The organism is Pigmentiphaga sp. MLSB6-MA01, from assembly GCF_058793475.1.
In genome coordinates this window covers 24,033-51,006 of record NZ_JBXAFV010000009.1, presented here as the reverse complement: position 1 = coordinate 51,006, position 26,974 = coordinate 24,033, and the positions used below count along the sequence as shown (strand labels likewise).

Sequence of the window (26,974 nt, the reverse complement as noted above, 5' to 3'; positions counted from 1 at the left end):
CCGGCCCCCTCAGGCCGGATCGAGCTTGGCCATGGCCAGCGCCAGCGTCTTGGTGCCCACCCCGCCGAAATTGACCTGGACCTGGGCGTCCTGGCCGCTGCCCAGGAGGCTGACGATGACCCCTTCGCCGAACTTGGGATGCGCCACGCTCTGGCCCACCTTGAAGATCCGCCCGTTGACCTCGACCCCCGCGTCGGACGTGCGGCGGCTCGAGTAGCCCTCGGACGATCCCACGTAAGGCGCATCCTTGGCCGGCCGCGAGAAGCCGCCGCGCCCGGACTCCTCGCCCCAGGCGGCGCGTCCCCAGCCACCGGCGGTATCCACCGCCTTGGCCCGGCCATTGCTGGGCGTGAGCCACTTCAGCGACTCCTCGGGCACCTCGGCAAGAAAGCGCGACCGCATGTTGTAGCGGGTCTGGCCATGCAACATACGCGTCTGCGAAAAGCTCAGGTATAGCCGCTCGCGGGCACGCGTCACCGCCACGTACATCAGCCGCCGCTCTTCTTCGAGCCCGGATTGCTCCAGGACGCTGTTCTCGTGCGGGAACAGCCCTTCCTCCAGGCCGGAGATGAACACGGCCTCGAACTCCAGGCCCTTGGCCGCGTGGACGGTCATCAACTGGACCGCGTCCTGCCCCTCGCTCGCCTGGTTGTCGCCCGCCTCCAGCGCCGCGTGCGACAGGAAGGCCGCCAGCGGGGACGGCAGGTCGACCCCGGACTCGGGCAGCGTCTGCGCCAGGGCACCGGCGTCCGCCAGGCCGTAGCCCCCCTCGGCGGCAAAGGCCGCCGCCGCGTTGACCAGTTCCCGCAAGTTCTCGATGCGCTCGGCGCCTTCCTTTTCCTGCAGGTAGTGCTGGATCAGGCCGCTGGCCTCGATCACGTGGTCCACGATCTCGTGCAGTGGCAGGTTCTGTGTTTCGAAACGCATGCGGTCGATCAGGCCCGCGAACTGCGCCAGGTTGTTGCCGCCGCGGCCCGGCACCTGGCTCACCGCCGAGTACAGGCTGCAATTGTGCAGGCGCGCGATGTCGGCCTGCTGCTCGAGCGTGCGCGCGCCGATGCCCCGCGCCGGGAAATTCACCACCCGCATCCAGGCCGTGTCGTCGTGCGGATTTTCCATCAAGCGCAGGTAGGCCAGCGCGTGCTTGACCTCCTGGCGCTCGAAGAAGCGCAGGCCGCCGTAGACCTTGTATGGGATGCCCGCCGAGAACAGCGCGTGTTCGAGCACCCGCGACTGGGCGTTGCTGCGGTACAGGATGGCGACCTCGCGGCGCAGCCTGCCCTCGCCCACCAGCGAACGGATCTCCTCGATCACCCACTGGGCTTCCTGGGCGTCGGACAACGCCTCGTAGACGCGGATGGGTTCGCCATGCCCCTGGTCGGTCCACAGGTTCTTGCCCAGGCGGCCGGAGTTGTTGCGGATCAGCGTATTGGCCGCATCCAGGATGTGCCCGTGCGACCGGTAGTTCTGTTCCAGCCGGATGACCCGGTCGTGCGCGTATTCGCGCTCGAATTCCGCCATGTTGCCCACATTGGCGCCGCGGAACGCGTAGATGGACTGGTCGTCGTCCCCCACGGCGAACAGGGCCGCGCCGCCCCCCGCCAGCAACTTGAGCCAGCGGTACTGGAGCCGGTTGGTATCCTGGAACTCGTCCACCAGGATATGGCGGAACCGATGCTGGTAATGCTCGCGGATGGGCGCATTGCGGGTCAGCAGCTCGTGGCAGCGCAGCAGCAGTTCGGGGAAATCGACCACGCCCTCTCGCTGGCACTGGGCATCGTACATGCCGTAGAGTTCCACCATCTGCCGGTTGAAGCTGTCGTGGGCCTCGACTTCGGTGTGGCGCAGCCCTTCTTCCTTGGCGGCATTGATGAAGTGCTGCACCTGGCGCGGCGGGTATTTCTCGTCGTCCACGCCCGCGCCCTTGAGCAGCCGCTTGATGGCCGACAACTGGTCGGCCGTATCCAGGATCTGGAAGGTCTGCGGCAGGCCGGCATCGCGGTAGTGCGCGCGCAGCATGCGGTTGCACAAGCCGTGGAAGGTGCCTATCCACATGCCCCGGGTATTGATGGGCAACAGCGCGCTGATGCGTGTCAGCATCTCGCGCGCGGCCTTGTTGGTGAAAGTGACCGCCATCAATCCGTGCGGACTGACCTGGCCGGTCTGGATGAGCCAGGCCATGCGCGTGGTCAACACCCGTGTCTTGCCGCTGCCGGCACCGGCCAGCACCAGGGCGTGGCGCGGTTCGATGGTGACGGCGGCGAGCTGGGGGGGATTGAGGTTGTCGAGCAGGGACATGGGGAGGAATGCCGGGAATGAGGGAGTGCGGCAGGCAGTCTAGCACCGCTGGCCCAGCAGAGCCCCGCCTGCTTCTATAATGAGGGGTTTAGCCGGTCGGCCGCCCCCGCGCGAGCCGGCCCAGGCCCGCGGCCGTGGCGTCATCGCCGCGCCAGAATACCCTAGACCAGCCCGGAACCCATGCAGGAACGCTACGCTCCCAACGAGATCGAATCCGCCGCCCAGAAGCACTGGGAAGCGACCAACGCCTACCTGGCGGTAGAACACGCGAAGAACGCCGATGGCTCGGAAAAGCCCAAGTTCTACGCCTGCTCGATGCTGCCCTACCCCAGCGGCAAGCTGCACATGGGCCACGTGCGCAACTACACGATCAACGACGCCATGTACCGGCAGTTGCGCATGAAGGGCTACAACGTCCTGATGCCCATGGGCTGGGATGCCTTCGGCATGCCGGCCGAGAACGCCGCCATCAAGTCCAAGGTGCCGCCAGCGAAGTGGACCTACGACAACATCGCCTACATGAAGAAGCAGATGAAGGCGATGGGACTGGGCATCGACTGGTCGCGCGAAATGGCCGCCTGCGACCCGAAGTACTACAAGTGGAACCAGTGGCTGTTCCTGAAGATGCTGGAAAAGGGCGTCGCCTACCGCAAGACCCAGGTGGTGAACTGGGACCCGGTGGACCAGACCGTGCTGGCCAACGAGCAGGTCATCGACGGCCGCGGCTGGCGCTCGGGCGCGCTGGTGGAAAAACGCGAGATTCCCGGTTACTACCTGCGCATCACGGACTATGCCGAGGAACTGCTGGACGAGGTCAAGAACAACCTGACCGGCTGGCCCGAGCGCGTGCGCCTGATGCAGGAGCACTGGATAGGCAAGAGCGAAGGCACGCGCTTCGCCTTCACCCATGACATCCGCGACGCCGCCGGCCAGTTGGTCCAGGACGGCCGCATGTACGTCTTCACGACGCGCGCCGACACCATCATGGGCGTCACGTTCTGCGCCGTCGCGCCGGAACACCCCCTGGCCCTGCACGCCGCCGCGAAGGACCCCGTCCTGGCAACCTTCATCGAAGAATGCCGCAAGGGCGGCGTGACCGAGGCCGAACTGGCCACCCGCGACAAGGAAGGCCTGCCGACGGGACTGACGGTTGTGCATCCGCTCACGGGCGCGGCCGTGCCGGTCTGGGTCGGCAACTACGTGCTGATGAGCTACGGCGACGGCGCGGTCATGGGCGTGCCGGCCCATGACGAGCGCGACTTCGCGTTCGCGAAGAAATATGGCCTGCCCATCACGCAGGTCATCGCAGCCGAAGGCCAGGCCTTCTCGACCGACGCCTGGCAGGAATGGTACGGCGACAAGCAGGTGGCCCGGACGGTGAACTCCGGCAAGTACGACGGCCTCGCGCACCAGGCCGCCGTCGACGCCATCGCCGCCGACCTGGCGGCCAAGGGCCTGGGCGAGAAGCGCACCACCTTCCGCCTGCGCGACTGGGGTGTTTCGCGCCAGCGCTACTGGGGCACGCCCATCCCCATCATCCACTGCGAGGCCTGCGGCCCCGTGCCGGTGCCCGAGCAGGACTTGCCGGTCGTGCTGCCCGACGACCTGATCCCGGACGGCAGCGGCAACCCGCTGGCCAAGAGCGAATCGTTCCTGAAATGCGTCTGCCCGCAGTGCGGCAAGCCCGCCCGGCGCGAGACCGACACCATGGACACCTTCGTGGATTCGTCCTGGTATTTCATGCGCTATACCTCGCCGGGCAACGACGCCGCCATGGTCGACGAGCGCAACGATTACTGGATGCCGATGGACCAGTACATCGGCGGCATCGAACACGCGGTGCTGCATCTCTTGTACGCCCGGTTCTGGACCAAGGTGATGCGCGACATGGGCCTGGTCAAGTTCGGCGAGCCCTTCGTCAAGCTGCTGACCCAGGGCATGGTGCTCAACCACATCTATTCGCGCAGGAACGAGAAAGGCGGCATCGAATACTTCTGGCCGGACGAGGTCGAGAATCTCTACGACGCCAAGGGCGCCATCGTCGGTGCCAGGCTCAAGGCCGACGGCTCGCCGGTGGACTACGGCGGCGTGGGCACGATGTCCAAGTCCAAGAACAACGGCGTCGATCCGCAATCCCTGATCGATACCCAGGGCGCCGATACCGCACGGCTGTTCGTGATGTTCGCAAGCCCGCCCGAGCAGACCCTGGAATGGTCGGGCGCGGGCGTGGACGGCGCGCACCGCTTCCTGCGCCGCCTGTGGAGCTTCTGCCATGCGAACGGCGCGCGCATCCAGGCGGCGCTGGGCCGTCCCGCCCCCGCCGACTGGTCGTCCGCCAGCCAGGCCGTCAAGCTGCTGCGGCGCGACGTCCACGCCATCCTGAAGCAGGCCGACTACGACTACCAGCGCATCCAGTACAACACCGTGGTCTCGGCCAGCATGAAGCTGCTGAACACGCTGGAAGACGCCAAGCTCGACGGCGAGACCGGCGAGGCCGCGCTGGCCGAGGGTACCCGCATCCTGCTGTCGGTGCTCTACCCCATCGTGCCGCACCTTACCTGGCAGGCCTGGCGCGACCTGGGCTACGCCCAGGCCCACGGCGACCTGCTGGATGCCCCCTGGCCCCGGCTGGACGAGGCCGCGCTGGTGACCGACGAGATCGAACTCATGCTGCAGGTGAACGGCAAGCTGCGCGGTTCGCTGTCGGTGCCCAGCAGCGCCGACAAGGCCGCGATCGAGGCCCTGGCCGTGGGGCACGAGGCCGTGGGCAGGTTCCTCGAGGGGCGCCAACCCAAACGCGTTATCGTCGTACCCAACAAACTCGTCAACGTGGTGGGATAGCGGCTGGCCCCCTGCGCGCTGACGCGCCCCCCCAGGGGGCGATGCGGGTGGACCGGCAAAGCCGGATCCACCGCATCCTGGGTGAAATTCAACGGGCTTCGTTGGTGAAATCTTGACTTGGAAACTGGCATGAAACCGTTGCTCTCTTCTTCCTCAGCCAATACGCGACGCCGTTTGCTGCTGCAGGCCGCGGCAAGCGGCGGGCTGGCGCTTCTGGCGGGCTGCGGCTTCGCGCTGCGGGGCACGGCCGACCTGCCCTTCTCCACCCTCTACATCGGCGCCTCCGACACCTCGGAGCTCGGCGCGCAGTTGCGCCGCTACGTGCGCAACACGACCAACACCCGCATCGTCGAGGATCCCAAGGCCGCGCAGGCCCAGTTGCAGATCCTGCAAGAAACGCGTGAACGCAGCATCCTGTCGCTGGACGCCTCGGGCCGCGTGCGCGAATTCGAACTGCGCTACCTCTTCGCCTTCCGCGTCCACGACGGCAAGGGGCAGGACTACATCCCGCCCACGACCATCGCGCTCAAGCGCGACCTGACCTTCAGCGACGCGAACACCCTGGCCAAGGACTCCGAAACCAACCTGTTGTATCGCGACATGCAGAACGAAACCGTGCAGCAGGTACTGCGCCGCATGGCCGCGGTCGAATCGAAGCAGCCTAGTTGATGAAGCCCCCCCCTACGCGCTTCGCGCGCCCAGAATGGTGGGTCCCCAGCCGCTACGCGGCAGCCCCCAATGGGGCCGGGACCCGCCTTGGGGCGGCCCGGCGTCGGGTCCCGAGGGGCGATGCTGGCGGACCGGCGGAGCCGGATCCGCGGCATCCGGGATCGCGCCGCCAGCACACTGGAGACGCGCCATGAGGCAATTGCGGCCCGAACAACTGATTGCCCAGCTCCAGCGGGCGGGCGAGCAACTGGAACCGCTGTACACGGTGACCGGCGACGAGCCCCTGCTCGTGATCGAGGCATGCGATGCCTTGCGCACGGCGGCCACCACCGGCGGGTTCACGGAACGCGAAACGGTGGTGGCGGATGCGCGCAGCGACTGGAATGCGCTGTTGAGCGCCTCGCAATCGATCTCGCTGTTCGGCGACCGCCGGCTGCTGGAGTTGAAGATTCCGACCGGCAAGCCCGGCAAGACCGGCGGCGAAGTCATCGCGCGGCTGGCCCGGCAGGCGCCGGGCCAGCAGGGCGACAGCGTCACGGTGGTCATGCTGCCCAAGCTCGACAAGACGACTCGCGCATCGGCCTGGTTTTCGGCGCTGGCCGAGCATGGCATCGTCATCGACGTGCCTACCATCGAACGGCCGATGCTGCCCGGCTGGGTGGGGGAGCGGCTGGCTCGGCAGAAACAGCGCGCCGGCGCCGAGGTCCTGCAATGGCTGGCCGACCGCGTCGAGGGCAATCTGCTGGCCGCGCACCAGGAAATCCTCAAGCTGGGACTGCTGTATCCGGAAGGCGCGCTGACGCTGGAACAGGTACACGATGCGGTCATGAACGTGGCGCGCTACGATGTATTCAAGCTTCGCGACGCCATGCTGGCGGGCGACGCCCAGCGCATGGTGCGCCTGATCGAAGGCCTGCGCGCCGAGGGCGAGGCCCTGCCGCTGGTCTTGTGGGCGGTGGGCGAGGAAATCCGCCTGCTGGCCCGCCTGGCCCAGGCGGGCCAGCAGGGGCAGAGCGTACCGGCGCTGATGCGCACGCTGCGTTTTTTCGGCACGCACGAACAATTGGCCAACCAGGCACTCAAACGGCTACCACCCCAGGCCTGGACCGCCGCCGTCCATCACGCCCACGAGGTGGACAAGATCATCAAAGGACTGCGGGTTCCGGGACGCCTCCCTGATCCGTGGCACGAAATCACGCGGCTGGCGCTCAGGCTCGCGGCCTGAAGCGCCCCGCCCTCTAGCCGATTCACAGGAATGGATACCTCTACGCTCGACCAAACCATGCGCCGGATCGGCGCCGGCGCCCGCGCCGCCGCCCGCCTGGTCGCACGCGCCGACGACCTCGCCAAGGCTGCCGCGCTGCGCGCCATGGCGGCCGGCCTGCGCGACCGCAAGGACTGGCTGCAGGCAGAAAACGCCAAGGATCTGGCAGCAGCCCGGGCGAACGGGCTGGACGCAGCCCTGGTGGACCGCCTGACGCTGTCCGACAAGGCCCTGGGGCTCATGGCCACCGGCCTGGAACAGATCGCCGCCATGCCCGATCCCGTGGGCGAACTGACCGCGACCCGCACGCGTCCCAATGGCATGCAGGTGGCCCGCATGCGGGTCCCGCTGGGCGTCATCGCCATCGTCTATGAGTCGCGCCCCAACGTCACGATCGACGCGGCCGCGCTGTGCCTGAAATCGGGCAACGCCACCATCCTGCGAGGCGGTTCCGAGGCCATCCACTCCAACACGGCGCTCGGCCGCATCGTGCGCGAAGGCCTGGAAACCGCCGGCCTGCCCGCCGACGCCGTGCAGGTGGTCGAGACCACCGACCGGGCGGCCGTGGGCAAGCTGGCCACCATGACCGAATACGTGGACGTCATCATCCCCCGTGGCGGCAAGGGGTTGATCAAGCGCCTGTCCGAGGAAGCGCGGGTACCGGTGATCAAGCATCTGGACGGCATCTGCCACGTCTACGTCGACCGGGACGCCGACCTCGAAAAGGCCCACGCCATCGCGTTCAACGCCAAGACCTACCGCTACGGCATCTGTGGTTCGATGGAGACTCTGCTGGTCCACGCAGGCGTGGCCGCGGCCTTCCTGCCCTCGATGGGAGAGGCTTTTGCCGGGCACGGGGTCGAACTGCGGGGCTGCGAGCGCACCCTCGCGCTGGTGCCGCAGGCCGTGCCCGCGACCGAGGAAGACTGGGACACGGAGTATCTGGGGCCCGTCCTGTCGATCAAGGTCGTGGACGACCTGGACCAGGCCATCCGCCACATCGAGGCCCACGGCTCCCAACACACCGATGCCATCGTCACCGAGAACCTGTCCGCCGCCCGCCGCTTCCAGCGCGAGGTCGACTCAAGCTCGGTCTACGTCAACCTTCCGACCTGTTTCGCCGACGGCTACGAGTATGGCCTGGGCGCGGAGATCGGCATATCGACCAACAAGCTGCACGCCCGCGGACCGGTCGGGCTGGAAGGACTGACCACGCTGAAATGGGTATTGACCGGCGACGGCCAGACGCGAGGCTGACGCCTCGCGCGACACCATGCGGCGGACCCGGCCTTCCGGCCGGTCCCGCCGCCCGATCTCGCCGCTCCGGCGGCACGCATGCATCGACAAGGAAGCACTTATGCTGTGGGTGAAAGCTTTTCACATCGTATTCGTCGCGTCGTGGTTCGCCGGCCTGTTCTATCTGCCGCGCATCTTCGTCAACCTGGCGCAGGAAACGAACGCAGCCGCCGCCACGCGTCTGCTGGGCATGGCGCGCCGGCTGTTCCGCTTCACCACCATCCTGGCCATTCCGGCCGTCCTGCTGGGCCTGTGGCTATATGTCGGCTATGGTATAGGGCGCGGTCCGGGCAACGGCTGGATGCACGCCAAGCTGGCCGTGGTCCTGCTGGTCATCGGCTACCACCATGCCTGTGGCAGCCTGCTGCGCAAATTCGAGGCGGGCCGCAACGCCCGCTCCCACGTGTTCTACCGCTGGTTCAACGAGGTCCCCGTCCTGCTGCTGCTGGCCGCCACCGTCCTCGTTGTCGTCAAACCTTTCTGATTGGCCCACCTCTTGTCCGATACTCCCGAGCGCAAGAAACCGACGCTTTCCCTCCCCACCGGTACCCGCACGCGGCAACCGGGCGACCCGCAGGACACCGACCGGCGCAGCCGATCGGGTCCGCGCGCCCACCGCGTGGCGCGAGCAACGCTCGAAAGCGGCAAACAACCCGCCGCGGCGGACACGCCGCCCCAGCCATCCGGGACGCCGGCCCGCGAAGGCGGCCGTCCTGGGGGAAAAGCGCGGCCGTCCGCACCGCGGGGCGATTCGCCGCGCCGGGAAGGACGCCCCGCCACGGCACCGGACCGGCCCCGGACTCGGCCCGACGACGCGCCCCCCACGCGGTCGCACGAACGGCGCGGCGCGCCACGCGGCCCCCGCCCCGCCGCCGCGGCCCAGGACGCACCGCGCCTGGAGCGACGGCCCCGCGGCACGCAGGCCGAAACCTTCGCCATGTTCGCGCCCTGCCCGCAAGGCCTCGAAACCGCGCTGGTCGACGAGCTGCACGCGCTGGGATACGACGACGCCCACCCCGGCCGCGCCGGCGCCCACTTCACGGCCGACTGGGCCGGCATGATGCGTGCCAACCTCGAGTCGAGGCTGGCCACGCGTGTCCTGGTCCGGGTCGCGCACGGTACGGTGCGCAACGAGGACGAACTGCTGGAGCTGGCCCGCGCCACCCCCTGGGAACGCTGGTTCGGCGCCGAACAGACCCTGCGCGTGGATACCTCGGCCGTCCGCAGCCCGATGAAAAGCCTGCAGTTCTGCAACCTGCGGGTCAAGGACGGCATCTGCGACCGCCTGCGCGAACTCGAAGGGGAACGCCCCAGCATCGATACCGTGCGGCCCGACGCGCGCGTGCACGCGTTCCTGGATGAAACCAGCGCGACGCTCTACCTGGACACTTCCGGCGAATCGCTGTTCAAGCGGGGCTGGCGGCTGGACAAAGGCGAAGCGCCGCTGCGCGAAAACCTGGCGGCGGGCCTGCTGGCCCTGTCCGGCTGGCCCGCCAACGTACCGCTGATCGATCCTTTCTGCGGCAGCGGCACCATCCTGATCGAAGCGGCGCTCAAGGGGCTGCGCGTGCCACCCGGCATCTCCCGCCCCTTCGCCTTCGAACGCCTGCGCGATCACCAGGACCGCCGTTGGCGCGACCTGAAGGACGACGCCCGCGCCCGCATCCTGCCTGAGCTGCCCATGCAACTGGCCGGCGCCGACATCGACCCGCGCGCGATCGACGCGGCGCGCGGCAATGCCCAGCGAGCGGGATTGACCGAGGATGCAGTCTATTTCGAGATCGCCGACGCGCGCGACACCTGCCCGCTGGACGAGCGTCCGGGCTGGCTTATCACCAATCCCCCCTACGGGGAGCGCCTGGACCTGGAGGAAGACATCCAGCTCTGGACCGAATGGGCCAGCACGCTCAAACGGGAGTTCGGCGGCTGGCAATTGCATGTCATCACCAGCGACATGGAGTTCCCCCGCAAGCTGCGCCTGGATCCATTCCGGCGCACGCCCGTCTATAACGGCGCGCTGGCCTGCCGACTGTTCGGTTTCCAGCTGGTCAAGGGCAGTTTCCGCCGCTGACCTTCCTGACGGCGCCGCAAGGCGCCGTTTTTTTATTCCATTAAGTGATTTATAAGCATCAACATTGAGGCTGGCAAACAACACATACCCATCTATCCATGCTGCGATGCGACAAGGGCTTGCCTTATCCTGGGGTTTCCCCTAATATAGGGTTATCACCTAGGGGATAGCACCTAGCAACCACTGCAAAGGATATGCCATGAAATACGTTCAAGACAGCAAGTTGACCGACACGCTCGAGCGCGAACTGATCCGTGGCGAGCTGGCCAACGAATTCGAACAGCCCCGTCCGTTCGAGACCCTGCGCGCCGCGGCCGCCCAGGTCCTGAACCTGATCGCCGAGCTGAAGGCCAACGCCCGTCGCTACGACGTCCAGTACATCAACGGCTGATCATCGCTCATGCGGTGCCTCGACAAGGGCGTCCCCGCCAACGGGAGACGCCCTTTGTTCATTGGGGCAAAACCTGGCTTATAAATCACAAGGGGCGCCGAGGCGCCCCTTGTTTCATTGCACGGTCGAGGCTGGCGCCGCCTTGGCGGCCACCGTATTCTCTTCCCAACCACCGCCCAGGGACTTGTACAGGCCGACCAGGTTGTTCAAGCGCTGGGTGCGCGCCTGCAACAGGCTCTGCTCGGCGGTGAACAGCGTCCGCTGCGCGTCCAGCAGTTGCAGGTAGCTGTCGACCCCGTTGCGATACCGCAGGTCGGACAACTCCAGGCTGCGGCGGGAGGCATCCACCAGCATCTGCTGGGACTGGATCTGGCGGTCGAAGGTCCCCTTGGCGTCGAGCGCGTCCGCCACTTCCCGGAACGCCGTCTGGATCGTTTTCTCGTACTGGGCCACCGCGATGTTCTTGCGGGCTTCGGCCAGATCGAGGTTGGCCCGATTGCGGCCGGCATCGAAGATGGGCAGGCTGATCTGGGGCGCGAAGCTCCAGGCCAGCGAACCGCTGTCGAACAACCCGGACAGCTGGTTGCTCGCGGTTCCGAACGCGCCTGTCAGAGAGATCCGCGGGAAAAATGCCGCGCGGGCGGCCCCGATGTTGGCGTTGGCGCTGCGCAGTTGCTGTTCGGCCGAGCGGATGTCGGGCCGGCGTTCGATCAGGTCGGACGACAGGCCGACCGGCACCTCGGCCAACAGGGCCTGCCCGCTCAACGGCCGTGGCGCGGGCAGGTCGGCCGGCAGGGGCTGGCCGACCAGCAGCACGATCGCGTTGGTGGCCTGGGCGCGGTTGCGCTCGGCAATGGCTTGCTCGGACAAGGCGCTTTGCACCAGCGACTCGGCCTGCTGGAGCTCCAGTTCGGACGCCGCGCCGGCATCGTAGCGCAGCTTGATCAGGCCGTATGAATCCTGGCGGGTCTTCAAGGTGCGCTGCGCCAGCGCCAGCAGTTCATCGCTGGAACGCTCGTTCAGGTAGGCATTGGCCAGTTGGGCCACCAGACTGATCTGCGTGCTGCGCCGGGTTTCCTCGCTCGCCAGGTATTGCGCCAGCGCCGCCTGGCTCAGGCTGCGGACACGGCCGAACAAGTCCAGCTCGAACGCGGTCACGCCCAGATTGACCTGATACTGGCTGGCGATGGTGGCATTGCCGGTGTACGACAGATCACCTGGCGTGCGCTGACGCGAGCCGTTCGCGTTGGCATTGACGCCCGGGAACCGGTCGGCGCGCGTCACGCCATACTGGGCACGGGCCGTCTCGATGTTCAGGACCGCGACGCGCAGGTCGCGGTTGTTTTCCAGCGACAGCGCGATCAGCCGTTGCAGGCGTTCATCACCGAAGAACTGGCGCCAGCCTATGTCGGCCGTGGCCGGCTGCGAGCCGGCCGGCGCGGCGCCGTGGCTGGAGAAATCCCCCTCCACCGGCGCCGCCGGGCGCTCATAGGTCGGGATCAGCGAGCATCCTCCCAGCAAGGCGGCGATGGCCACCGCCACGAGTTTCATGCTCACGCCGGTTCCACCGCGCTGCCCCGAAGGCAACGATTGTGCGGGTCGATTCATATCAGTTTCCTTCATGCTTGACCGTTCCCGCCGCGCCGGCATCGCCCTGGTTCGGCTCGTCGTCATGGTGTCCCATGATATGCAGGGATTCGGGCTTGGTCTTGAACAGCCTCAGCACCACCACGAAGAACACAGGCACCAAGAACACGGCCAGCAACGTGGCGGAGATCATGCCGCCCATCACGCCGGTACCGATGGCGCGCTGCGCGCCCGAGCTGGCGCCGGTGGCGATGGCCAGCGGCAGCACGCCCAGGATGAACGCCAGCGACGTCATGATGATGGGACGGAAGCGCAGGCGCGCCGCCTCGATCGTGGCCTCGGCCAGGCCCTTGCCCTCGGCATAGAGGTCTTTGGCGAACTCCACGATCAGGATCGCGTTCTTGGCCGACAGGCCGATGATGGTCACCAGGCCCACCTTGAAGAACACATCGTTGGGCATGCCCACCAGCGTCACCGCCAGCACCGCGCCCAGGATCCCCAGCGGCACCACGAGAATCACCGAGAACGGAATGGACCAGCTTTCATACAGCGCGGCCAGCACCAGGAACACCACCAGCAGCGACAGCGTCAGCAGGATGGGCACCTGCGCGCCCGACACACGCTCCTGCAGCGACTGGCCCGTCCACTCATAGCCGATGCCCGGGGGCAGTTCGCGCACCAGGCGCTCCATCTCGCTCATGGCCTCGCCGGTACTGAAACCCGGCTTGGCATCGCCCGAGATCTTGTAGGCGGGATAACCGTTGTAGCGGATCACCTGCACCGGGCCCTTGGCCCACTCGGACGAAGCGAACGCCGAGAACGGCACCACGCCCCCGCTCGAATTGGCGGCGTACAGGCGCAGCAGGTCGTCCGGCGACATGCGGTCCCGGGCCTCTGCCTGCACGATCACGCGCTGGACCCTCCCGGTGTTGATGAAGTCGTTCACCGCGGCCGACCCCACCGACGTGGACAATGCCGAACGGATGGAATCAAAGGACACGCCCAGGGCATTGGCCTTCTCGCGATCGATCAGCAGGCGCAATTCGGGGGAGTCTTCCAGGCCCTCGACCCGGGCATACGCGATCACGGAACTCTTGGCCACGGCGCCCAGCAACTGATCGCGGGCGTCGCGCAGCGCGTTGTGGCCCAGTCCGCCCCGGTCCTGCAGGCGGAACGTGAAGCCCGTCGCGTTGCCCAGTTCGGGAATGGCCGGCGGCACGATCGAGAACACCATGGCGTCCTTGATGCGGCCGAAGAAGCTGCCGTTGGCGCGCGCGGCCTCGGCCTGCGCCGATTCGTCCGCGCCGCGCTCGGACCAGTCCTTCAGCGTGGCGAACGACAGCGCCGCGTTCTGGCCCATGCCCGAGAAGCTGAAGCCCAGGATGGTGATGATGGACTTCACCGAGGGCCGCGCGGCATAGTGCGCCTCCATGGCATCGACCGCCTCGCTGGTGCGATTGACTGAAGCGCCCGGGGGCGTCTGGATGTCGGTGATCACGTAGCCCTGGTCTTCCGCCGGCAGGAACGACGACGGCAGGCGCAGGAAGGTGTAGGCCATCACGGCCAGGATCGCCGCGTAGATGATCATGTAGCGCCCGGTCTTGGCCAGGAGGCGTCCGACCCAGTTCTGGTAGCCGTCGGCGGTGCGGTTGAAGCTCCGGTTGAACCAGCCGAAGAAGCCCTTCTTCTGGTCATGCGCGCCCTTGGGGATGGGTTTGAGCAGCGTGGCGCACAGGGCCGGCGTCAGGGACAGCGCGAGAAAGCCCGAGAACAGGATGGACGTGGCCATGGCCAGCGAGAACTGCCGGTAGATCACGCCCACCGACCCGCTCATGAAGGCGAGCGGCAGGAACACGGCCGTCAGCACCAGCGTGATACCGATGATGGCGCCGCTGATCTGGCCCATGGCCTTGCGGGTGGCCTCCTTGGGAGGCAACCCTTCCTCGACCATGATCCGTTCGACGTTCTCCACCACCACGATGGCATCGTCCACCAGGATACCGATCACCAGCACCATGCCGAACATGGTCAAGACGTTGATCGAGAACCCGGCGATCAGCATGCACGCGAACGAGCCCATCAGGCAGATCGGCACCACGATGGACGGAATCAGCGTGTAGCGGAAGTTCTGCAGGAACAGGAACATCACCAGGAACACCAGCACCATGGCCTCGACCAGGGTATGGAGCACTTTCTCGATCGACGCCTTCACGAAGGGCGAGGTGTCGTAGGGGATGTCGTACTTGTAGTCCGCGGGGAAATAGGTCGCCAGTTCCGCCATCTTGGCCTTGACGCCCTCGGCCGCCGACAGCGCGTTGGCGCCCGGCGCCAGTTGCACCGCCACGGCGGCGGTCGGCTTGCCGTTCAGGCGCGACGAGAACGCGTAGGACTCGGCGCCGACCTCGATGCGCGCGACATCGCGCAGGCGCACGGACGAGCCGTCCGGATTCGCGCGCAGCACGATGTTGCCGAACTCTTCGGGCGTGGCCAGTTGGCCCCGCACCGAGATGGTCGCGGTGATCTGCTGGTCCGGCAGGTTGGGCTGGTCGCCGATGGCACCGGCCGGCAACTGCACGTTCTGGCCGGCGATGGCGCTGTTGACGTCCGCCGCGGACAACTTGAAGCCCACCAGCTTGGCCGGATCGATCCAGATACGCATGGCTCGCTGCGAGGCGAACAACTGCGCCCGGCCCACGCCCGGGATACGGCGGATCTCGCTCAGCACGTTGCGGGTCAGGTAATCGCCCAGGCCCACGGCATCGGTGGCGCCGCTTTCGGAGGACAGGGTCAGCACCAGCAGGAAGTTGGTGCTGGCCTTCTCCACCCGCAGCCCTTGCTGCAACACGGATTGCGGCAGGCGGGACTCGACCCGCTTGATACGGTTCTGCACGTCCACCGCGGCCAGGTCCGGATCGACGCCCGGCGCGAAAGTGATGTCGATCTCGGCGCGGCCAAAGTTGCTCTGCGACTCGAAATACATCATGCCCTGGGCGCCGTTGAGCTCGTCCTCGATCAGGCTGGTGATCGACTGGGCCACCGTTTCGGCGGAAGCGCCGGGATACGTGGCCGACACCGAGATGACCGGCGGCGCCACCGCCGGGTACTGCGACACCGGCAGGTTGGGAATGGCCAGGACACCTGCCAGGATGATGAACAGCGCGACCACCCAGGCAAAAATCGGCCTGCTAATGAAAAATTGCGACATGTCTGGTGACTCTCTTAGAGATGCTTCGGGCGGCCCGACAGGACCCGGCTCGACCTTGACGAAGCCGGGTTCGCCCTGCCTGCGTCTCGACCGGACCGGCCTTCGCCGGCCCGCGCGCCCGGGGCGGATTGCGCGCCGGGCACGGTACTGATCACGACTTGCTGCCCTGCTGGCCAGCCGGCTGCGCGGGCGCGGGCTCGGTCGCAGGCTTCCATGGGATGGGCTTGATCTGCGCGCCCGGACGCACCTTCTGGAAACCTTCGACGATGACCACGTCGTTGGGCTTGAGGCCCTGGGTCACGATCCAGCGATCGCCCACCGCGGCACCGGTCTTGACGGGACGCGGCTCGACCTTGTTCTCGGCGCCGACCACATAGACCGAGGCATCGCCGTTGGCGCCGCGCTGCACGGCCTGCTGCGGCACGGTCAGCGCCGCCTCGTCGATACCCTGCTCGACCCGCACCCGCACGTACATCCCGGGCAGCAGGACGTTGTTCGGATTCGGGAACTCGGCGCGCAGCGTGACCTGGCCGGTGCTCTGGTCGACCGTGACGTCCGAGAACAGCAGCTTGCCGGTGAGCGGATAGCGCGAACCATCATCGAGCACCAGCGATACGCGGGCTTCGTTCGGCGCGACCTGCTTGATCTTGCCGCTGTCGAAGGCCGCGCGCAGCTGGCTCAGTTGCGCCACGGATTGCGTGAAGTTGGCATAGACCGGATCCAGCCGCTGGATGACCGCCAGCGGCGTGACTTCGCCCTGGCCCACCAGCGCGCCCTCGGTGACCAGCGCGCGGCCGATGCGGCCGGAAATCGGCGCTGTGACTGTGGCGTAGTCAAGGCTGAGCTTGGCGCGGTCCAGCGCGGCGCGGGTCGCCGACACGGCGGCCTGCGCCTGCTTGTACGAAGCGACGGCGTTGTCGTACTCCTGCTTGCTGACGGCGTTGGCCTTCACCAGCGGCTCGTAGCGTTCGGCCAGCATCCGGGCCTGGTACAGATTGGCTTCGTCGCGCTCGAGATTGGCCTTGGCGCTGTTGTAGTCGGCCTGGAACGGCGCCGGGTCGATCTTGAACAACAGTTGGCCCGCCTTGACGTCGCTGCCTTCGCGGAAAACACGCTGGAGCACGATCCCCGCCACGCGTGCCCGGACCTCGGCGACACGGGTCGCTTCCAGCCGCCCGGGCAGTTCGTTGACGATGACTTCCTTGGTAGGTGCAATGGTGATGGTGCCGATCTCCATGGGAGGAGGTGCCCCCGCACCCTGTTGCGCGCCACCGTTTCCTTTTCCGCAGGCAGACAGCGCGAGCAGGGTCGCCAGCGATATCGCGCCTAGCAGATAAGGTGAGCGTCTTTTGCGTTGCATAGCATTCCTCTAGGCATGGGCGTCGCGGCACGAATGAAGCCGAAACGTAGTCGAAATCCCGGGATGACGAAAGCCTTGCGCGTCCGGCGGCCAGGCGCGCGCCGGGTGCGGACGGGAAGACATTGCGGACATCTTGAAGCAGGCGATTATACAAACATTCATGGATGTTTGTATAAAAAGAACGAATTTTTTTGTTTCGTCAGTTGAGCGCCGAAATATGTCAAGTGGGCATTAACCCCTGGCATGACTAGGGCTTTTACCGACTTGCATCGCGCCCGGCATGGCACGTGCTCCCGAGGAGAAATGCTCCCACACTTTCACGGCCAATTGCTGCGCCTTTTGCGATTTTGCGCGACTACCGTTGCGGCATAAACAACACCTTGCCCCCGAAGTCGCGCCAGACCGTATCGGTTTATAGTCTGGCCGTGCGCCCTCGCACCGCATCGAATGACAGAGGAAGCCCCATGCGCCTGGACAATGGCCGAGAGAGCAACAACATCGAAGACCGGCGCGGCGGCGGCCCCCGCCTGGGAGGCCGGGGTTCCCTGGGCCTGGGCGCGGTGGTGCTCGCGCTGGTCGCCATGTATTTCGGCGTCGACCCCTCCGTGGTGCTGGACCTCGCGTCCGGCCCCGGCCAGTCGGCCCAGGAAACCGCGGGCCCGCCGCCGGCCGACGACAAACAGGCCCAGTTCGTCTCGAAAGTACTGGCCGACACCGAGGACACCTGGGGCCAGATCTTCACCGCGTCCGGCAGCCGCTACACGGAACCGAAGCTGGTCCTGTACTCGGGCGCCACGAACACCGCGTGCGGCACCGGCCAGGCCGCGATGGGCCCGTTCTACTGCCCCGGCGATGCCCGCGTCTACCTCGACATGAGTTTCTTCCAGGAAATGCAGCAACGCCTGAATGCCCCGGGCGACTTCGCCCGCGCCTACGTGATCGCCCACGAGATCGGCCATCATGTCCAGAACCTGCTGGGCACGGCCGACAAGGTCAACCGCCAGCAGCGCCGCTCCAATCAGGTCGAAGCCAACCAGTTGTCGGTGCGCATGGAACTCCAGGCCGACTGCTACGCGGGCATCTGGGCCCATCACGCCAATCGCGCCCGACAGATCCTGGAACCCGGCGACGTGGAGGCGGCCCTGAACGCCGCCTCGGCCATCGGCGACGATCGCCTGCAGAAAGAAGCCCAGGGCTATGTGGTACCCGACGCCTTCACGCACGGCACCTCCGCCCAGCGCGTGCGCTGGTTCAAGCGCGGCCTGGAGACAGGCACTCCCGGCAATTGCGATACGTTCGCCGCGGCGTCGTTGTGAACGCCCGGCCTCTCCGGACTGAAACGCGCGAGCCCCGCCAAGGCGGGGCTCGTCGCTCGCCGCGCGGGCCGGCTCAGCGATAGATGTAGTCCCGCCGGAACGGATAGGCCTGGCTGGGCGGCCCGTCGAGCTGGCTTGCGTCGAATACGCCCTGGTGCTGGCACAGCACCTGGTTCAGCGAGATCCACCCGCGCTCGAAAGCCATGGCACAGCCGGCCAGATACAACCGGTAGGCCCGGATGGACCTGGCGCCCTGCTCGCCCGGCAATACCCGGTGGGCATCGTCCAGCCTGGCCTCCAGTCCGTCGCTCCAGGCCCACAGCGTCCGTGCATAGTGGGGCCGCAGATTCTCGACGTCGACCGCTTCCAGGCCGCCGTCGCTGAGCGTTTCCAATACCTTGCTGACGTGCACCAGTTCCCCGCCGGGGAATATGTACTTCTCGATGAAGTCGCCCATGCCGCTGCCGAGCTGGGCGTTGTAGGTGCCGCCGGACGTGATGCCATGGTTCATCGCCATGCCGCCCGGTCGCAGCAGCCGGCGGATTTTCGCGAAATAGCCGGTCAACTGGGCGCGCCCCACGTGCTCGAACATGCCGACGGACGCGATTTTGTCGTAGGGCCGGGTTTCTTCCAGCTGCCGGTAGTCCAGCAATATCATCCGCACGCGGTCCTGCAGGCCTTTTTCCTCGATCAGGCGATTGACGTGCGCATGCTGGTTCTTCGAGAGGGTAATGCCGGTGGCGTCGACGCCGTAGTTTTCCGCCGCCCACAACAGCAGGCCGCCCCACCCCGCGCCGATGTCGAGGAACCGTTCGCCCGCCTGCAGCTTCAGCTTGCGGCAGATATGATCCAGCTTGGCTTCCTGAGCCTGCGCCAGCGTCATGCCGGAATCGCGATAATAGGCGCACGAATAGACCCGGCGCGGATCCTGCCACAGGCCGTAGAAATCATCGGACAAGTCGTAGTGGAACTGGATCTGCCGCGCGTCGCGATCCATCGTGTGGCGCATGACCGACGTCGCCTTGCGCCCCATTTCCGAAAGCCAGCCGGGGTGGGAGTTGTCGATCGGCGATTCCGTCATTATGGCGGCGGCGGCCGCCATCAGATCGCGCATGTTGCCGCTTATGTCGACCCGCCCCTCGACGTAGTCCTCGCCTAGCGGACCGATGCGGCCCCGGACCAGGTGGGACACGGAGCGCAGGGTCTTGAGGGTAAATCCGACCCTGGGCTGGTCGGCCCCCAGCCGGGTGCCGTCAGGCAGTATGAGTTGAACGGGAACGGGTAATGTCGAGAGTTGGCGTTCTGCCTGAGAAAAAAGTGCATTCATGTAGGGTTTTCCGTATTCCACAACCTGTCAGTCGCAACAGACGCGCGTTTTTATCGGCGCACAACCCAACATCAGGCAAAGATCCCCCTAGGTCGGCGCTCGTCGGTAGACCAGACTCGTAACCACTTTGCTTTTTTATCCTAGCACCAAAAACGCGGGACTTCATCGCAGGCGAAAAGCCCAAAAAACCCTATTCATATTGAGGGATGCAGCCTTTCCGGCGTCGCCGTCGCATCCCGTCCGCCATTACCCAGCCAGGCCTGGCCCTCCTGGATGTTGCATTGAAGCTGCATGTTCCGTTCCGCCAGCCGGCCCAGCGCGGCGGTGTCGTCGGGAGCCAGCCGGAAAACCTGCAGATTATCCAGCCGCGCCAGCTTGTCCTGGTTCTGGCGCCACCAGGCATCGGCGGTACGGCCATAGGCGTAGAGCATCACCTGCCGGGCCCGCGCGCACGCCTTGCGCAGCCATTTCTCATCCGGCAGGCCCACTTCTATCCATACATCCACCGCGCCGGTCAGGTCCTTGCGCCACAGGTCCGGCTCGTCGTCGGTCGACAGCCCCCGGCCGAACGCCAGCCCTTCGTCGGCATTCAGCGCGAAGGCCAGGACCCGCACCATCATTCTTTCGTCGGTTTCCGAGGGATGGCGGGCGATGACCAGCGGATGCTCCGCGTAGTAACCCCTGTCCATGTCCGCAACCTGCAGCACCGCCTTGTAAACCACCGAACGTAGAGCCATATCTTTCTCATCCAGCCGCCTTCGGGCGGCCGTTCCTCAAAAAGCCGGAGCCGGATCGGCGCATATCGCCCTCGGCTCCGTGGAATTACCCAAAGATGTTTCCGAATGAACTTCGAGCCCCTATTCGGCTCTATTCATCTGGAAATGTATCCGTTTTCACATTAGGGCTTCACAGCATGGAAAATTCGCTTCTAAAATGCGCTGGTTACCCTCGCGTGCCAAATCGAGCATTTCCCTGCCCTTCGCCTGACAAAATCACCTGGACAAAAATGGCTAAAGATACCTACCAATCACTGCAGGCCCAAATCCGCAAGCTTCAGGAAAAAGCGGAAACCGTTCGCCAAAAGCAACGGCAGCCTGTCATCGCCTCCATTCTCCGCTCGATGCAGGAATTTTCGATCACCCTGGATGAACTGAAGGCCGCCCAGGCCAAGGGCGCCGCCCCCCGCAAGCGGGTAGCCGGCAGCACGCCCAGGACCAGCGCGGCAAAACCCGCCAAGCAGGTCGCCCCCAAGTACCGCCACCCCGAAACAGGCGAGACCTGGACCGGCCGCGGCAAGCCCCCGCGCTGGCTGGTGGCGGCGGAAGCCGGCGGCGCGACCCGGGACCAGTTTCTCATCGCCCAGTAGTACAGCCCAGGCCGATAGGGTCTTTTTATAAAGGTGGTTTTACGATTCCCAATCGTAAAACCACCTTTTTGATTATTACCATCCGGAAAGCTTTGCTCATCCCAAGCCTTCGATTATTACGGTCGTGAAGTTATTTCTTGAAAGCGAAATAGACGGCACCGACCAGGCAGCAGGCCGCCCATAAATGGTTCAACCGCAGCCGCTCGTCCATGAACAGCAGGGCGAACGGCACGAAAACCGTCAGGGTCACCACCTCCTGCAATATCTTCATCTGCGTTACGCTAAGGAAATCAAAGCCATAGCGATTCGCCGGCACCATGATGGCATATTCGAAAAAAGCGAGCCCCCAGCTCGCCAGCACGGCGAGATACCAGGGGCTGCCGTGCGCATATCGCAGGTGCCCGTACCACGCGAACGTCATGAACATATTGGACAACGCCAGGAGTCCTACGAACCCCACTATCTGGGCGGCCATGCACCCTCCAATTCAGTCAATCAAGTCAAAACATGGTATGCTTACATACATTCATGCATGTATATAAGCATTGCACAGGGGCGGCTTACCTAGATAGCCCATTCATTCACACACCTCCGTCCGGCGGCCTTCCTGGCCGATGCAGGACACCACCGGCTGGGCATGGCCATGGTACGCAAAACGAAAGAGGAAGCGCTCGAAACCCGCACCCGCATTCTCGAAACCGCCGAGCAGATCTTCAGCGAACAAGGCGTCTCGCACACGTCGCTGCAAGATATCGCGGCGGCCGCCAATGTAACCCGCGGCGCGATCTACTGGCACTTCAAGAACAAGACGGACCTGCTGGACGCGATGTTGCAGCGGGTCAAGATGCCGATCGAGGACGCGCTCGAACGCAGCTGCGACGTCAACTCCCCTGATCCGCTCGGCCAGTTGCGGCGCAGCGCCGTCGGTGCCATGCAGCTGATCTCCGAAGGCGCGAGCGCGCAGCGGGTCTGTGAAATCCTGCTGTTCAAGTGCGAGTACGTGGCGGAAACGGCGGACATGCGCCGCCGCCATGTCGAAAGCCGCAAGGTCGCCCTGGGCCGTTACGAAGACGGGTTCCGCCGCGCGATCTCCCTGGGACAACTGCCACCCCACACCAACCCCCGGACCGCCGCGCTGGGCCTGCATGCCGCCATGCACGGCCTGTTCATGGACTGGATGCTGGAACCGGGCGACTTCGACATCACGGAAGTGGGCGGCCGGGTCATCGACGCCTTCCTGGCCGGGCTGAAGATCAGCCAGCCGGAAGCCCCGGCAGGCTGACGCCGGAGCGGCGCGCTACTTGCGCTGCTCCACTTCGTAAGTCACGTCCCTGACCTGCCCGTTCGTGTCGGGGAAACGATCGAAGATCGCCCGCACCAGGTAGGGCATCACCTGCGGAATGGAGTCGCCCGAACCGGTGCTCACGGCCGTGGATTCGTAGACCTTCTGCCCATTCTGCCTGGCGTCCCGGATTTCGACCCGCAGCGAGGCGCGCGACGCATCGACCGTGGTGGACGTCCAGGTCGGCGGATACGGCGGCCCCCAGGCAAAGCCCATGCCGCCGCGGCCGCGATAGCCGAAGCCGCCCCAGCCATAGCCCCAGGGCCCCCAAGGCCCATAGAAAGGATCGTAGGCCGGGCGCTCGACGCGTACCTGCACCGGCTCGACGCCATACGAGAAACTGACGGCGAAGCGGGCGGGCTGGCCCGCCTGGGCCTCGACCATGCCGGTGGGACCGATGCCAGAACGGATCATGTCGGCGTATTCACGGTACTCCAGGCTGTCGCGCTGCCCCGCGGACGTATCGAATTTCCAGGTGGCGCCCACGGCATCGGCCGGCCACTGCTGGAAGGTCGTGACGCGGGCCGGCACCGTGGTCGCGCAGCCCGCGAGCAAGGCCACCGCGGCGGCCTGGGCAACACGGCCGGCCCACGTCCAGCCGCCCCGCCCGAAGAAAGCATTACAGTTGGATATCGACATGGTGCTTTCACATCCGAAGCAAGAATCGTAATTTAACCGCTATGGCGCTTGGACCGACACGAGGTGTTTCGGTTCTCGGCCAACGCTCCCCGCCCCGCCCCGCTACAATTCCATCCCTGCGCCGTCACTCGTTTCCCGCCATCATGCGTACCGATACTCCCGTCACCATCAGACGCCAGAATTACCTTCCGTTTCCGTACGACATCGAGACGGTCAGACTGGAATTCGACCTCGACCCCGCGGACACCCTGGTCCATTCACTGTTGGAGATCCGGCGCACGGGCGAAGGTCCGCTGATCCTGAACGGCGAGGACCTGGAACTGGTCTCGGTCACGGTGGACGGCCAGGACTGGAGCGGACGCTGCCAGGCGGACGACGACACCCTGACGCTGGACGGCCTGGGCGCCCGGGCGAAGGTCGAAATCGTCTCGCGCTGCCGGCCCGAGGCCAACTCCGCGCTGATGGGACTGTACGTCTCGAACGGGATCTTCTTCACGCAATGCGAGGCCGAGGGCTTTCGCCGCATCACCTGGTTCCCCGACCGGCCCGACGTCATGTCGCGCTACTCGGTCGTGCTGCGCGCCGACAAGAAGCGCTTCCCGCAATTGCTGTCCAACGGCAACCTGGTCAAACAGGCCGACCTTGCCGATGGCCGCCACGAAGCGCATTGGGAAGACCCTTTCCCCAAGCCCTGCTACCTGTTCGCGCTGGTGGCCGGCACCCTGACCTGGCGCGAGTCCCGCATGCGCACCCGCTCGGGCCGCGAGGTGCTGCTGCAGGTCTACAGCGATCCCGGCAGCGAGGGCAAGACCCAGTACGCACTGGAGTCGCTGGAGCGCGCGGTGCGCTGGGACGAGCGGCGCTTCTCGCTCGAACTCGACCTGGACCGCTTCATGATCGTGGCGGCGCGCGACTTCAACATGGGGGCCATGGAGAACAAGGGCCTGAACATCTTCAACGCCGCCTACGTGCTGGCCGACCCGGAAAGCGCCACCGACGCCAACTTCAGCGCCATCGAGGCGGTGATCGGCCACGAATATTTCCACAACTGGACCGGCAACCGCGTCACCTGCCGCGACTGGTTCCAGTTGAGCCTGAAGGAAGGCCTGACCGTCTTCCGCGATCAGGAATTCACCGCCGACATGATGGCGCAGGGGCTGGACGCCGACGCGGCCGCCAGCGCACGCACGGTCAAGCGCATCGACGACGTCGTGACGCTGCGCGCGGCCCAGTTCCCCGAGGATGCCGGCCCGATGGCCCACCCGATCCGGCCCGAGAGCTACCAGGAGATCGGCAACTTCTATACCGCCACCGTCTACGAAAAGGGCGCGGAAGTCATCCGCATGCAGCAGACCCTGCTGACGCCGGCCGGATTCACGCGCGGGCTGGCCGAGTACTTCCGCCGGCACGACGGCCAGGCCGTGACGTGCGACGACTTCGTGGCCGCGATGGAGTCGGTGTACGCGCAGGATCATCCCGGGCGCGACCTGTCGGTATTCCGGCGCTGGTACAGCCAGGCCGGCACGCCGCGGGTGCGGGTGGCGATCGAGCACGACGCGGCCACGCGGCGATGCACCGTCACGCTTGCCCAGCGCTGCGAGCCGGTGGGCGTGGAACGCCTGCCGGGCGCGCCGGCCAAGCTGCCCTTCCACATTCCCTTCGCCATCGGGCTGCTCGATGCGCAGGGCCAGCCCCTGCCGCTGAAAGAAGTGAACGGGCACGAGATCCGCGACACCGCGCTGCTCGAACTGACCACCGAGCGCAGGCAATGGACTTTCGAGAACATCGATGCCAGGCCGGTGCCCTCGCTGCTGCGCGACTTCTCCGCGCCCGTCATCGTCGAGTACGACTACACCGACCACGAACTGGCGCTGCTGATGAAGCACGACGGCAATGCCTTCGCCCGCTGGGAAGCCGGACAGCAATTGGCCACCCGCGTCATCCTGGCCGCCATCCGAGAACGGCAGGAAGGCAAGCCCTTCGCGCTGCGCCGCGACTTCATCGAAGCCTGGCGCTCGGTGCTGGCGGCGCCGGGGCTGGACGCCGCCTACCGGGCCCGGGCCCTGACGCTGCCGTCTGAAAAAACCCTGGCCGAGCACATGGACCTGGTCGACCCGGTGACACTGGCCGCCGTGCGTGACGAAACCCTGGGCGCGCTCGGCCGGGCGCTGGCGGACGACTGGCGGGCAGCGGTCGATGCCAGCCAGACGCCGGGAGCCTACTCGCCCGACCCGGTCAGCGCGGGCAGGCGCGCCCTGAAGAACCTGGCGCTGGCCGCGCTGATGGCCGGCCGCGTGGATGGCGCGGCCGAACTGGCGCGATGCCAGTACGACACGGCGCGCGACATGACGGACCGGTTGTCGGCCCTGTCGTCGCTGGTCAATTTCGGCACGCCCGACGCCGCCGCCGGGGTGCTGGCCGATTTCTACGAACGCTGGCAGGACGACCCGCTGGTGGTGGACAAGTGGTTCACGCTGCAGGCGACAGCCCGGAGCACCACGGTCCGGAGCGTGGAAGACCTGATGGCCCATCCGGCATTCTCGCTGCGCAACCCCAACCGTGCCCGCTCGCTGGTCTTCCAGTTCTGCCTGAACAATCCCTACGGCTTCCACCGCGCCGACGGCAGCGGCTACCGCTACTGGGTCAGCCAGGTCCTGGCGCTGGACGCCCTCAACCCCGAAATCGCCGCCCGCCTGGCCCGCGCGCTGGACCGCTGGGTCCGCTACGTGCCCGAGCTGAGCGAACCGATGCGGCAGGCCCTGCAACAAGTGCGCAACCACCCCGGCCTGTCGCGCAACGTCACTGAAATCGTTACCAAAGCCCTGGAGATCGCCGCATGAAGCGCAAGACGCTCACCCAATTCCTGATCGAGCAGCAGCGAGGATCCGCCGCCCTGCCCGCCGAAGTCCGCCTGCTGATCGAAATCGTCGCCCGCGCCTGCAAGGCCATCGGCCACGCGGTCGGCAAGGGCGCGCTGGGCGGCGTGCTCGGCAGCCTGGAGTCCGAGAACGTCCAGGGCGAAGTGCAGAAGAAACTGGACGTGCTGTCCAACGAGATCCTGCTGGAAGCCAACGAGTGGGGCGGCCAGCTGGCGGCCATGGCCTCCGAGGAAATGGAAACCGTCCACCTCATCCCCACCCACTACCCCAAGGGCGAATACCTGCTGCTGTTCGACCCGCTGGACGGCTCCAGCAACATCGACGTGAACGTGTCCATCGGCACGATCTTCTCGGTGCTGCGCGCGCCCGCAGAGGCCCGCGGCCGCGAGATCGCCGAGCAGGACTTCCTGCAGCCGGGCACGCAGCAGGTCGTGGCGGGCTACGCCCTGTACGGCCCGCAGACCATGCTGATCCTGACCGTGGGCACCGGCGTGTTCGGCTTCACCCTGGACCGCGAAGTCGGCTCATGGGTGCTGACCCAGGAAAACATCCGCATCCCGGCCGACACCAAGGAGTTCGCGATCAACATGTCCAACATGCGCCACTGGGCCCCGCCGGTGCGCCGCTATGTCGACGAATGCCTGGCGGGCAAGACCGGGCCGCGCGGCAAGGACTTCAACATGCGCTGGATCGCGTCCATGGTGGCCGACGTGCATCGCATCCTGAACCGCGGCGGCATCTTCATGTACCCGTGGGACGCACGCGAACCGACCAAGCCCGGCAAGCTGCGCCTGATGTACGAAGCCAATCCGATGAGCATGCTGGTGGAACAGGCCGGCGGCGCATCGACCAACGGCCTGCAGCGCATCCTCGACATCGAGCCCGCCGCCCTGCACGAACGCGTCAGCGTGATCCTGGGCTCGAAGAACGAAGTCGACCTCGTCACTCGGTACCACCACGAAGCCGGCTGAGGAAAGCTCTCAAAAGGCACAAGCGCCTACCCAGGATGCGGTGGATCCGGCTTTGCCGGTCCACCCGCATCGCCCCTCGGGACCCGCCGCCGGGCCGCCCCAAGGTGGGTCCCGGCCCCCTTGGGGGGCTGCCGCGTAGCGGCTGGGGGTCC

20 protein-coding genes are annotated in these 26,974 nt (G+C 66.2%); 12 read left to right on the top strand and 8 right to left on the bottom strand.

The window, feature by feature from the left end; genetic code table 11:
- Positions 1–9 precede the first annotated feature (9 nt).
- On the bottom strand, positions 10–2,298 hold the full coding sequence (locus AC1Q6E_RS15820) for a UvrD-helicase domain-containing protein (protein WP_152797666.1): 2,289 nt from the start codon (positions 2,296–2,298) through the stop codon (positions 10–12).
- 180 nt (positions 2,299–2,478) lie between these two features.
- On the opposite strand from AC1Q6E_RS15820, the gene leuS reads away from it, so the two are divergent.
- From leuS to AC1Q6E_RS15785, 7 genes are all read left to right on the top strand, one after another.
- Complete coding sequence (gene leuS / locus AC1Q6E_RS15815) at positions 2,479–5,139, top strand: leucine--tRNA ligase (protein ID WP_152797665.1); 2,661 nt, start codon at positions 2,479–2,481, stop codon at positions 5,137–5,139.
- A gap of 129 nt (positions 5,140–5,268) precedes the next feature.
- Positions 5,269–5,808: an LPS-assembly lipoprotein LptE gene (locus AC1Q6E_RS15810; protein WP_152797664.1), complete on the top strand. Its 540-nt coding sequence runs from the start codon at positions 5,269–5,271 to the stop codon at positions 5,806–5,808.
- Positions 5,809–5,998: 190 nt separating this feature from the next.
- Positions 5,999–7,033: a DNA polymerase III subunit delta gene (gene holA / locus AC1Q6E_RS15805; protein WP_152797663.1), complete on the top strand. Its 1,035-nt coding sequence runs from the start codon at positions 5,999–6,001 to the stop codon at positions 7,031–7,033.
- A 30-nt stretch (positions 7,034–7,063) separates the two neighbouring features.
- Positions 7,064–8,329, top strand: coding sequence for a glutamate-5-semialdehyde dehydrogenase (locus AC1Q6E_RS15800; RefSeq protein ID WP_492573082.1), 1,266 nt, complete (start codon positions 7,064–7,066; stop codon positions 8,327–8,329).
- 100 nt (positions 8,330–8,429) lie between these two features.
- Positions 8,430–8,852 carry a CopD family protein gene (locus AC1Q6E_RS15795; RefSeq protein WP_152797661.1) on the top strand — a complete coding sequence of 141 codons (423 nt, stop codon included), beginning with the start codon at positions 8,430–8,432 and terminating at the stop codon, positions 8,850–8,852.
- A 12-nt stretch (positions 8,853–8,864) separates the two neighbouring features.
- Positions 8,865–10,439 (top strand): THUMP domain-containing class I SAM-dependent RNA methyltransferase, encoded by a 1,575-nt coding sequence (locus AC1Q6E_RS15790; RefSeq protein WP_492573081.1) that lies wholly within the window; start codon positions 8,865–8,867, stop codon positions 10,437–10,439.
- A 199-nt stretch (positions 10,440–10,638) separates the two neighbouring features.
- Positions 10,639–10,830: a hypothetical protein gene (locus AC1Q6E_RS15785; protein ID WP_152797660.1), complete on the top strand. Its 192-nt coding sequence runs from the start codon at positions 10,639–10,641 to the stop codon at positions 10,828–10,830.
- 114 nt (positions 10,831–10,944) lie between these two features.
- On the opposite strand, the gene adeC is transcribed toward AC1Q6E_RS15785, so the two are convergent.
- From adeC to AC1Q6E_RS15770, 3 genes are all read right to left on the bottom strand, one after another.
- A complete protein-coding gene (gene adeC / locus AC1Q6E_RS15780) occupies positions 10,945–12,381 on the bottom strand; it encodes an AdeC/AdeK/OprM family multidrug efflux complex outer membrane factor (protein ID WP_492573127.1) in 1,437 nt (478 codons plus the stop codon).
- 58 nt (positions 12,382–12,439) lie between these two features.
- The gene (locus tag AC1Q6E_RS15775) at positions 12,440–15,622 is read right to left on the bottom strand and encodes a multidrug efflux RND transporter permease subunit (protein ID WP_492573080.1); all 3,183 of its coding nucleotides are present in this window, start codon (positions 15,620–15,622) and stop codon (positions 12,440–12,442) included.
- A gap of 151 nt (positions 15,623–15,773) precedes the next feature.
- Entirely contained in the window at positions 15,774–16,982 is a 1,209-nt protein-coding gene (locus AC1Q6E_RS15770; protein ID WP_152797658.1) for an efflux RND transporter periplasmic adaptor subunit, read from the bottom strand.
- A gap of 464 nt (positions 16,983–17,446) precedes the next feature.
- Between AC1Q6E_RS15770 and ypfJ the strand changes: the two genes are divergently transcribed.
- Positions 17,447–18,298, top strand: coding sequence for a KPN_02809 family neutral zinc metallopeptidase (gene ypfJ, locus AC1Q6E_RS15765; RefSeq protein WP_152797657.1), 852 nt, complete (start codon positions 17,447–17,449; stop codon positions 18,296–18,298).
- 73 nt (positions 18,299–18,371) lie between these two features.
- Here ypfJ and AC1Q6E_RS15760 read toward each other — a convergent pair whose 3' ends face one another.
- Both AC1Q6E_RS15760 and AC1Q6E_RS15755 read right to left on the bottom strand, forming a co-directional pair.
- Positions 18,372–19,625, bottom strand: coding sequence for a class I SAM-dependent methyltransferase (locus tag AC1Q6E_RS15760; protein WP_152797656.1), 1,254 nt, complete (start codon positions 19,623–19,625; stop codon positions 18,372–18,374).
- Positions 19,626–19,819: 194 nt separating this feature from the next.
- Positions 19,820–20,362, bottom strand: a complete 543-nt coding sequence (locus AC1Q6E_RS15755) for a YaeQ family protein (protein ID WP_152797655.1) — start codon at positions 20,360–20,362, stop codon at positions 19,820–19,822.
- A 269-nt stretch (positions 20,363–20,631) separates the two neighbouring features.
- Here AC1Q6E_RS15755 and AC1Q6E_RS15750 point away from each other — a divergent pair, with 269 nt between their 5' ends.
- The gene (locus AC1Q6E_RS15750) at positions 20,632–20,991 is read left to right on the top strand and encodes an H-NS histone family protein (protein WP_152797824.1); all 360 of its coding nucleotides are present in this window, start codon (positions 20,632–20,634) and stop codon (positions 20,989–20,991) included.
- A gap of 130 nt (positions 20,992–21,121) precedes the next feature.
- On the opposite strand, the gene AC1Q6E_RS15745 is transcribed toward AC1Q6E_RS15750, so the two are convergent.
- Positions 21,122–21,466, bottom strand: a complete 345-nt coding sequence (locus AC1Q6E_RS15745; RefSeq protein WP_152797654.1) for a DMT family protein — start codon at positions 21,464–21,466, stop codon at positions 21,122–21,124.
- A 162-nt stretch (positions 21,467–21,628) separates the two neighbouring features.
- Here AC1Q6E_RS15745 and AC1Q6E_RS15740 point away from each other — a divergent pair, with 162 nt between their 5' ends.
- On the top strand, positions 21,629–22,273 hold the full coding sequence (locus AC1Q6E_RS15740; protein ID WP_152797653.1) for a TetR family transcriptional regulator: 645 nt from the start codon (positions 21,629–21,631) through the stop codon (positions 22,271–22,273).
- Positions 22,274–22,288: 15 nt separating this feature from the next.
- On the opposite strand, the gene AC1Q6E_RS15735 is transcribed toward AC1Q6E_RS15740, so the two are convergent.
- Positions 22,289–22,972: a DUF4136 domain-containing protein gene (locus AC1Q6E_RS15735; RefSeq protein WP_152797652.1), complete on the bottom strand. Its 684-nt coding sequence runs from the start codon at positions 22,970–22,972 to the stop codon at positions 22,289–22,291.
- A gap of 143 nt (positions 22,973–23,115) precedes the next feature.
- Here AC1Q6E_RS15735 and pepN point away from each other — a divergent pair, with 143 nt between their 5' ends.
- Together pepN and AC1Q6E_RS15725 are read left to right on the top strand one after the other, a co-directional pair.
- Positions 23,116–25,812 (top strand): aminopeptidase N, encoded by a 2,697-nt coding sequence (pepN, locus tag AC1Q6E_RS15730; protein WP_492573079.1) that lies wholly within the window; start codon positions 23,116–23,118, stop codon positions 25,810–25,812.
- Complete coding sequence (locus tag AC1Q6E_RS15725) at positions 25,809–26,822, top strand: class 1 fructose-bisphosphatase (protein ID WP_152797650.1); 1,014 nt, start codon at positions 25,809–25,811, stop codon at positions 26,820–26,822. The genes pepN and AC1Q6E_RS15725 overlap by 4 nt, the downstream gene beginning before the upstream one ends.
- Positions 26,823–26,974: the final 152 nt, after the last annotated feature.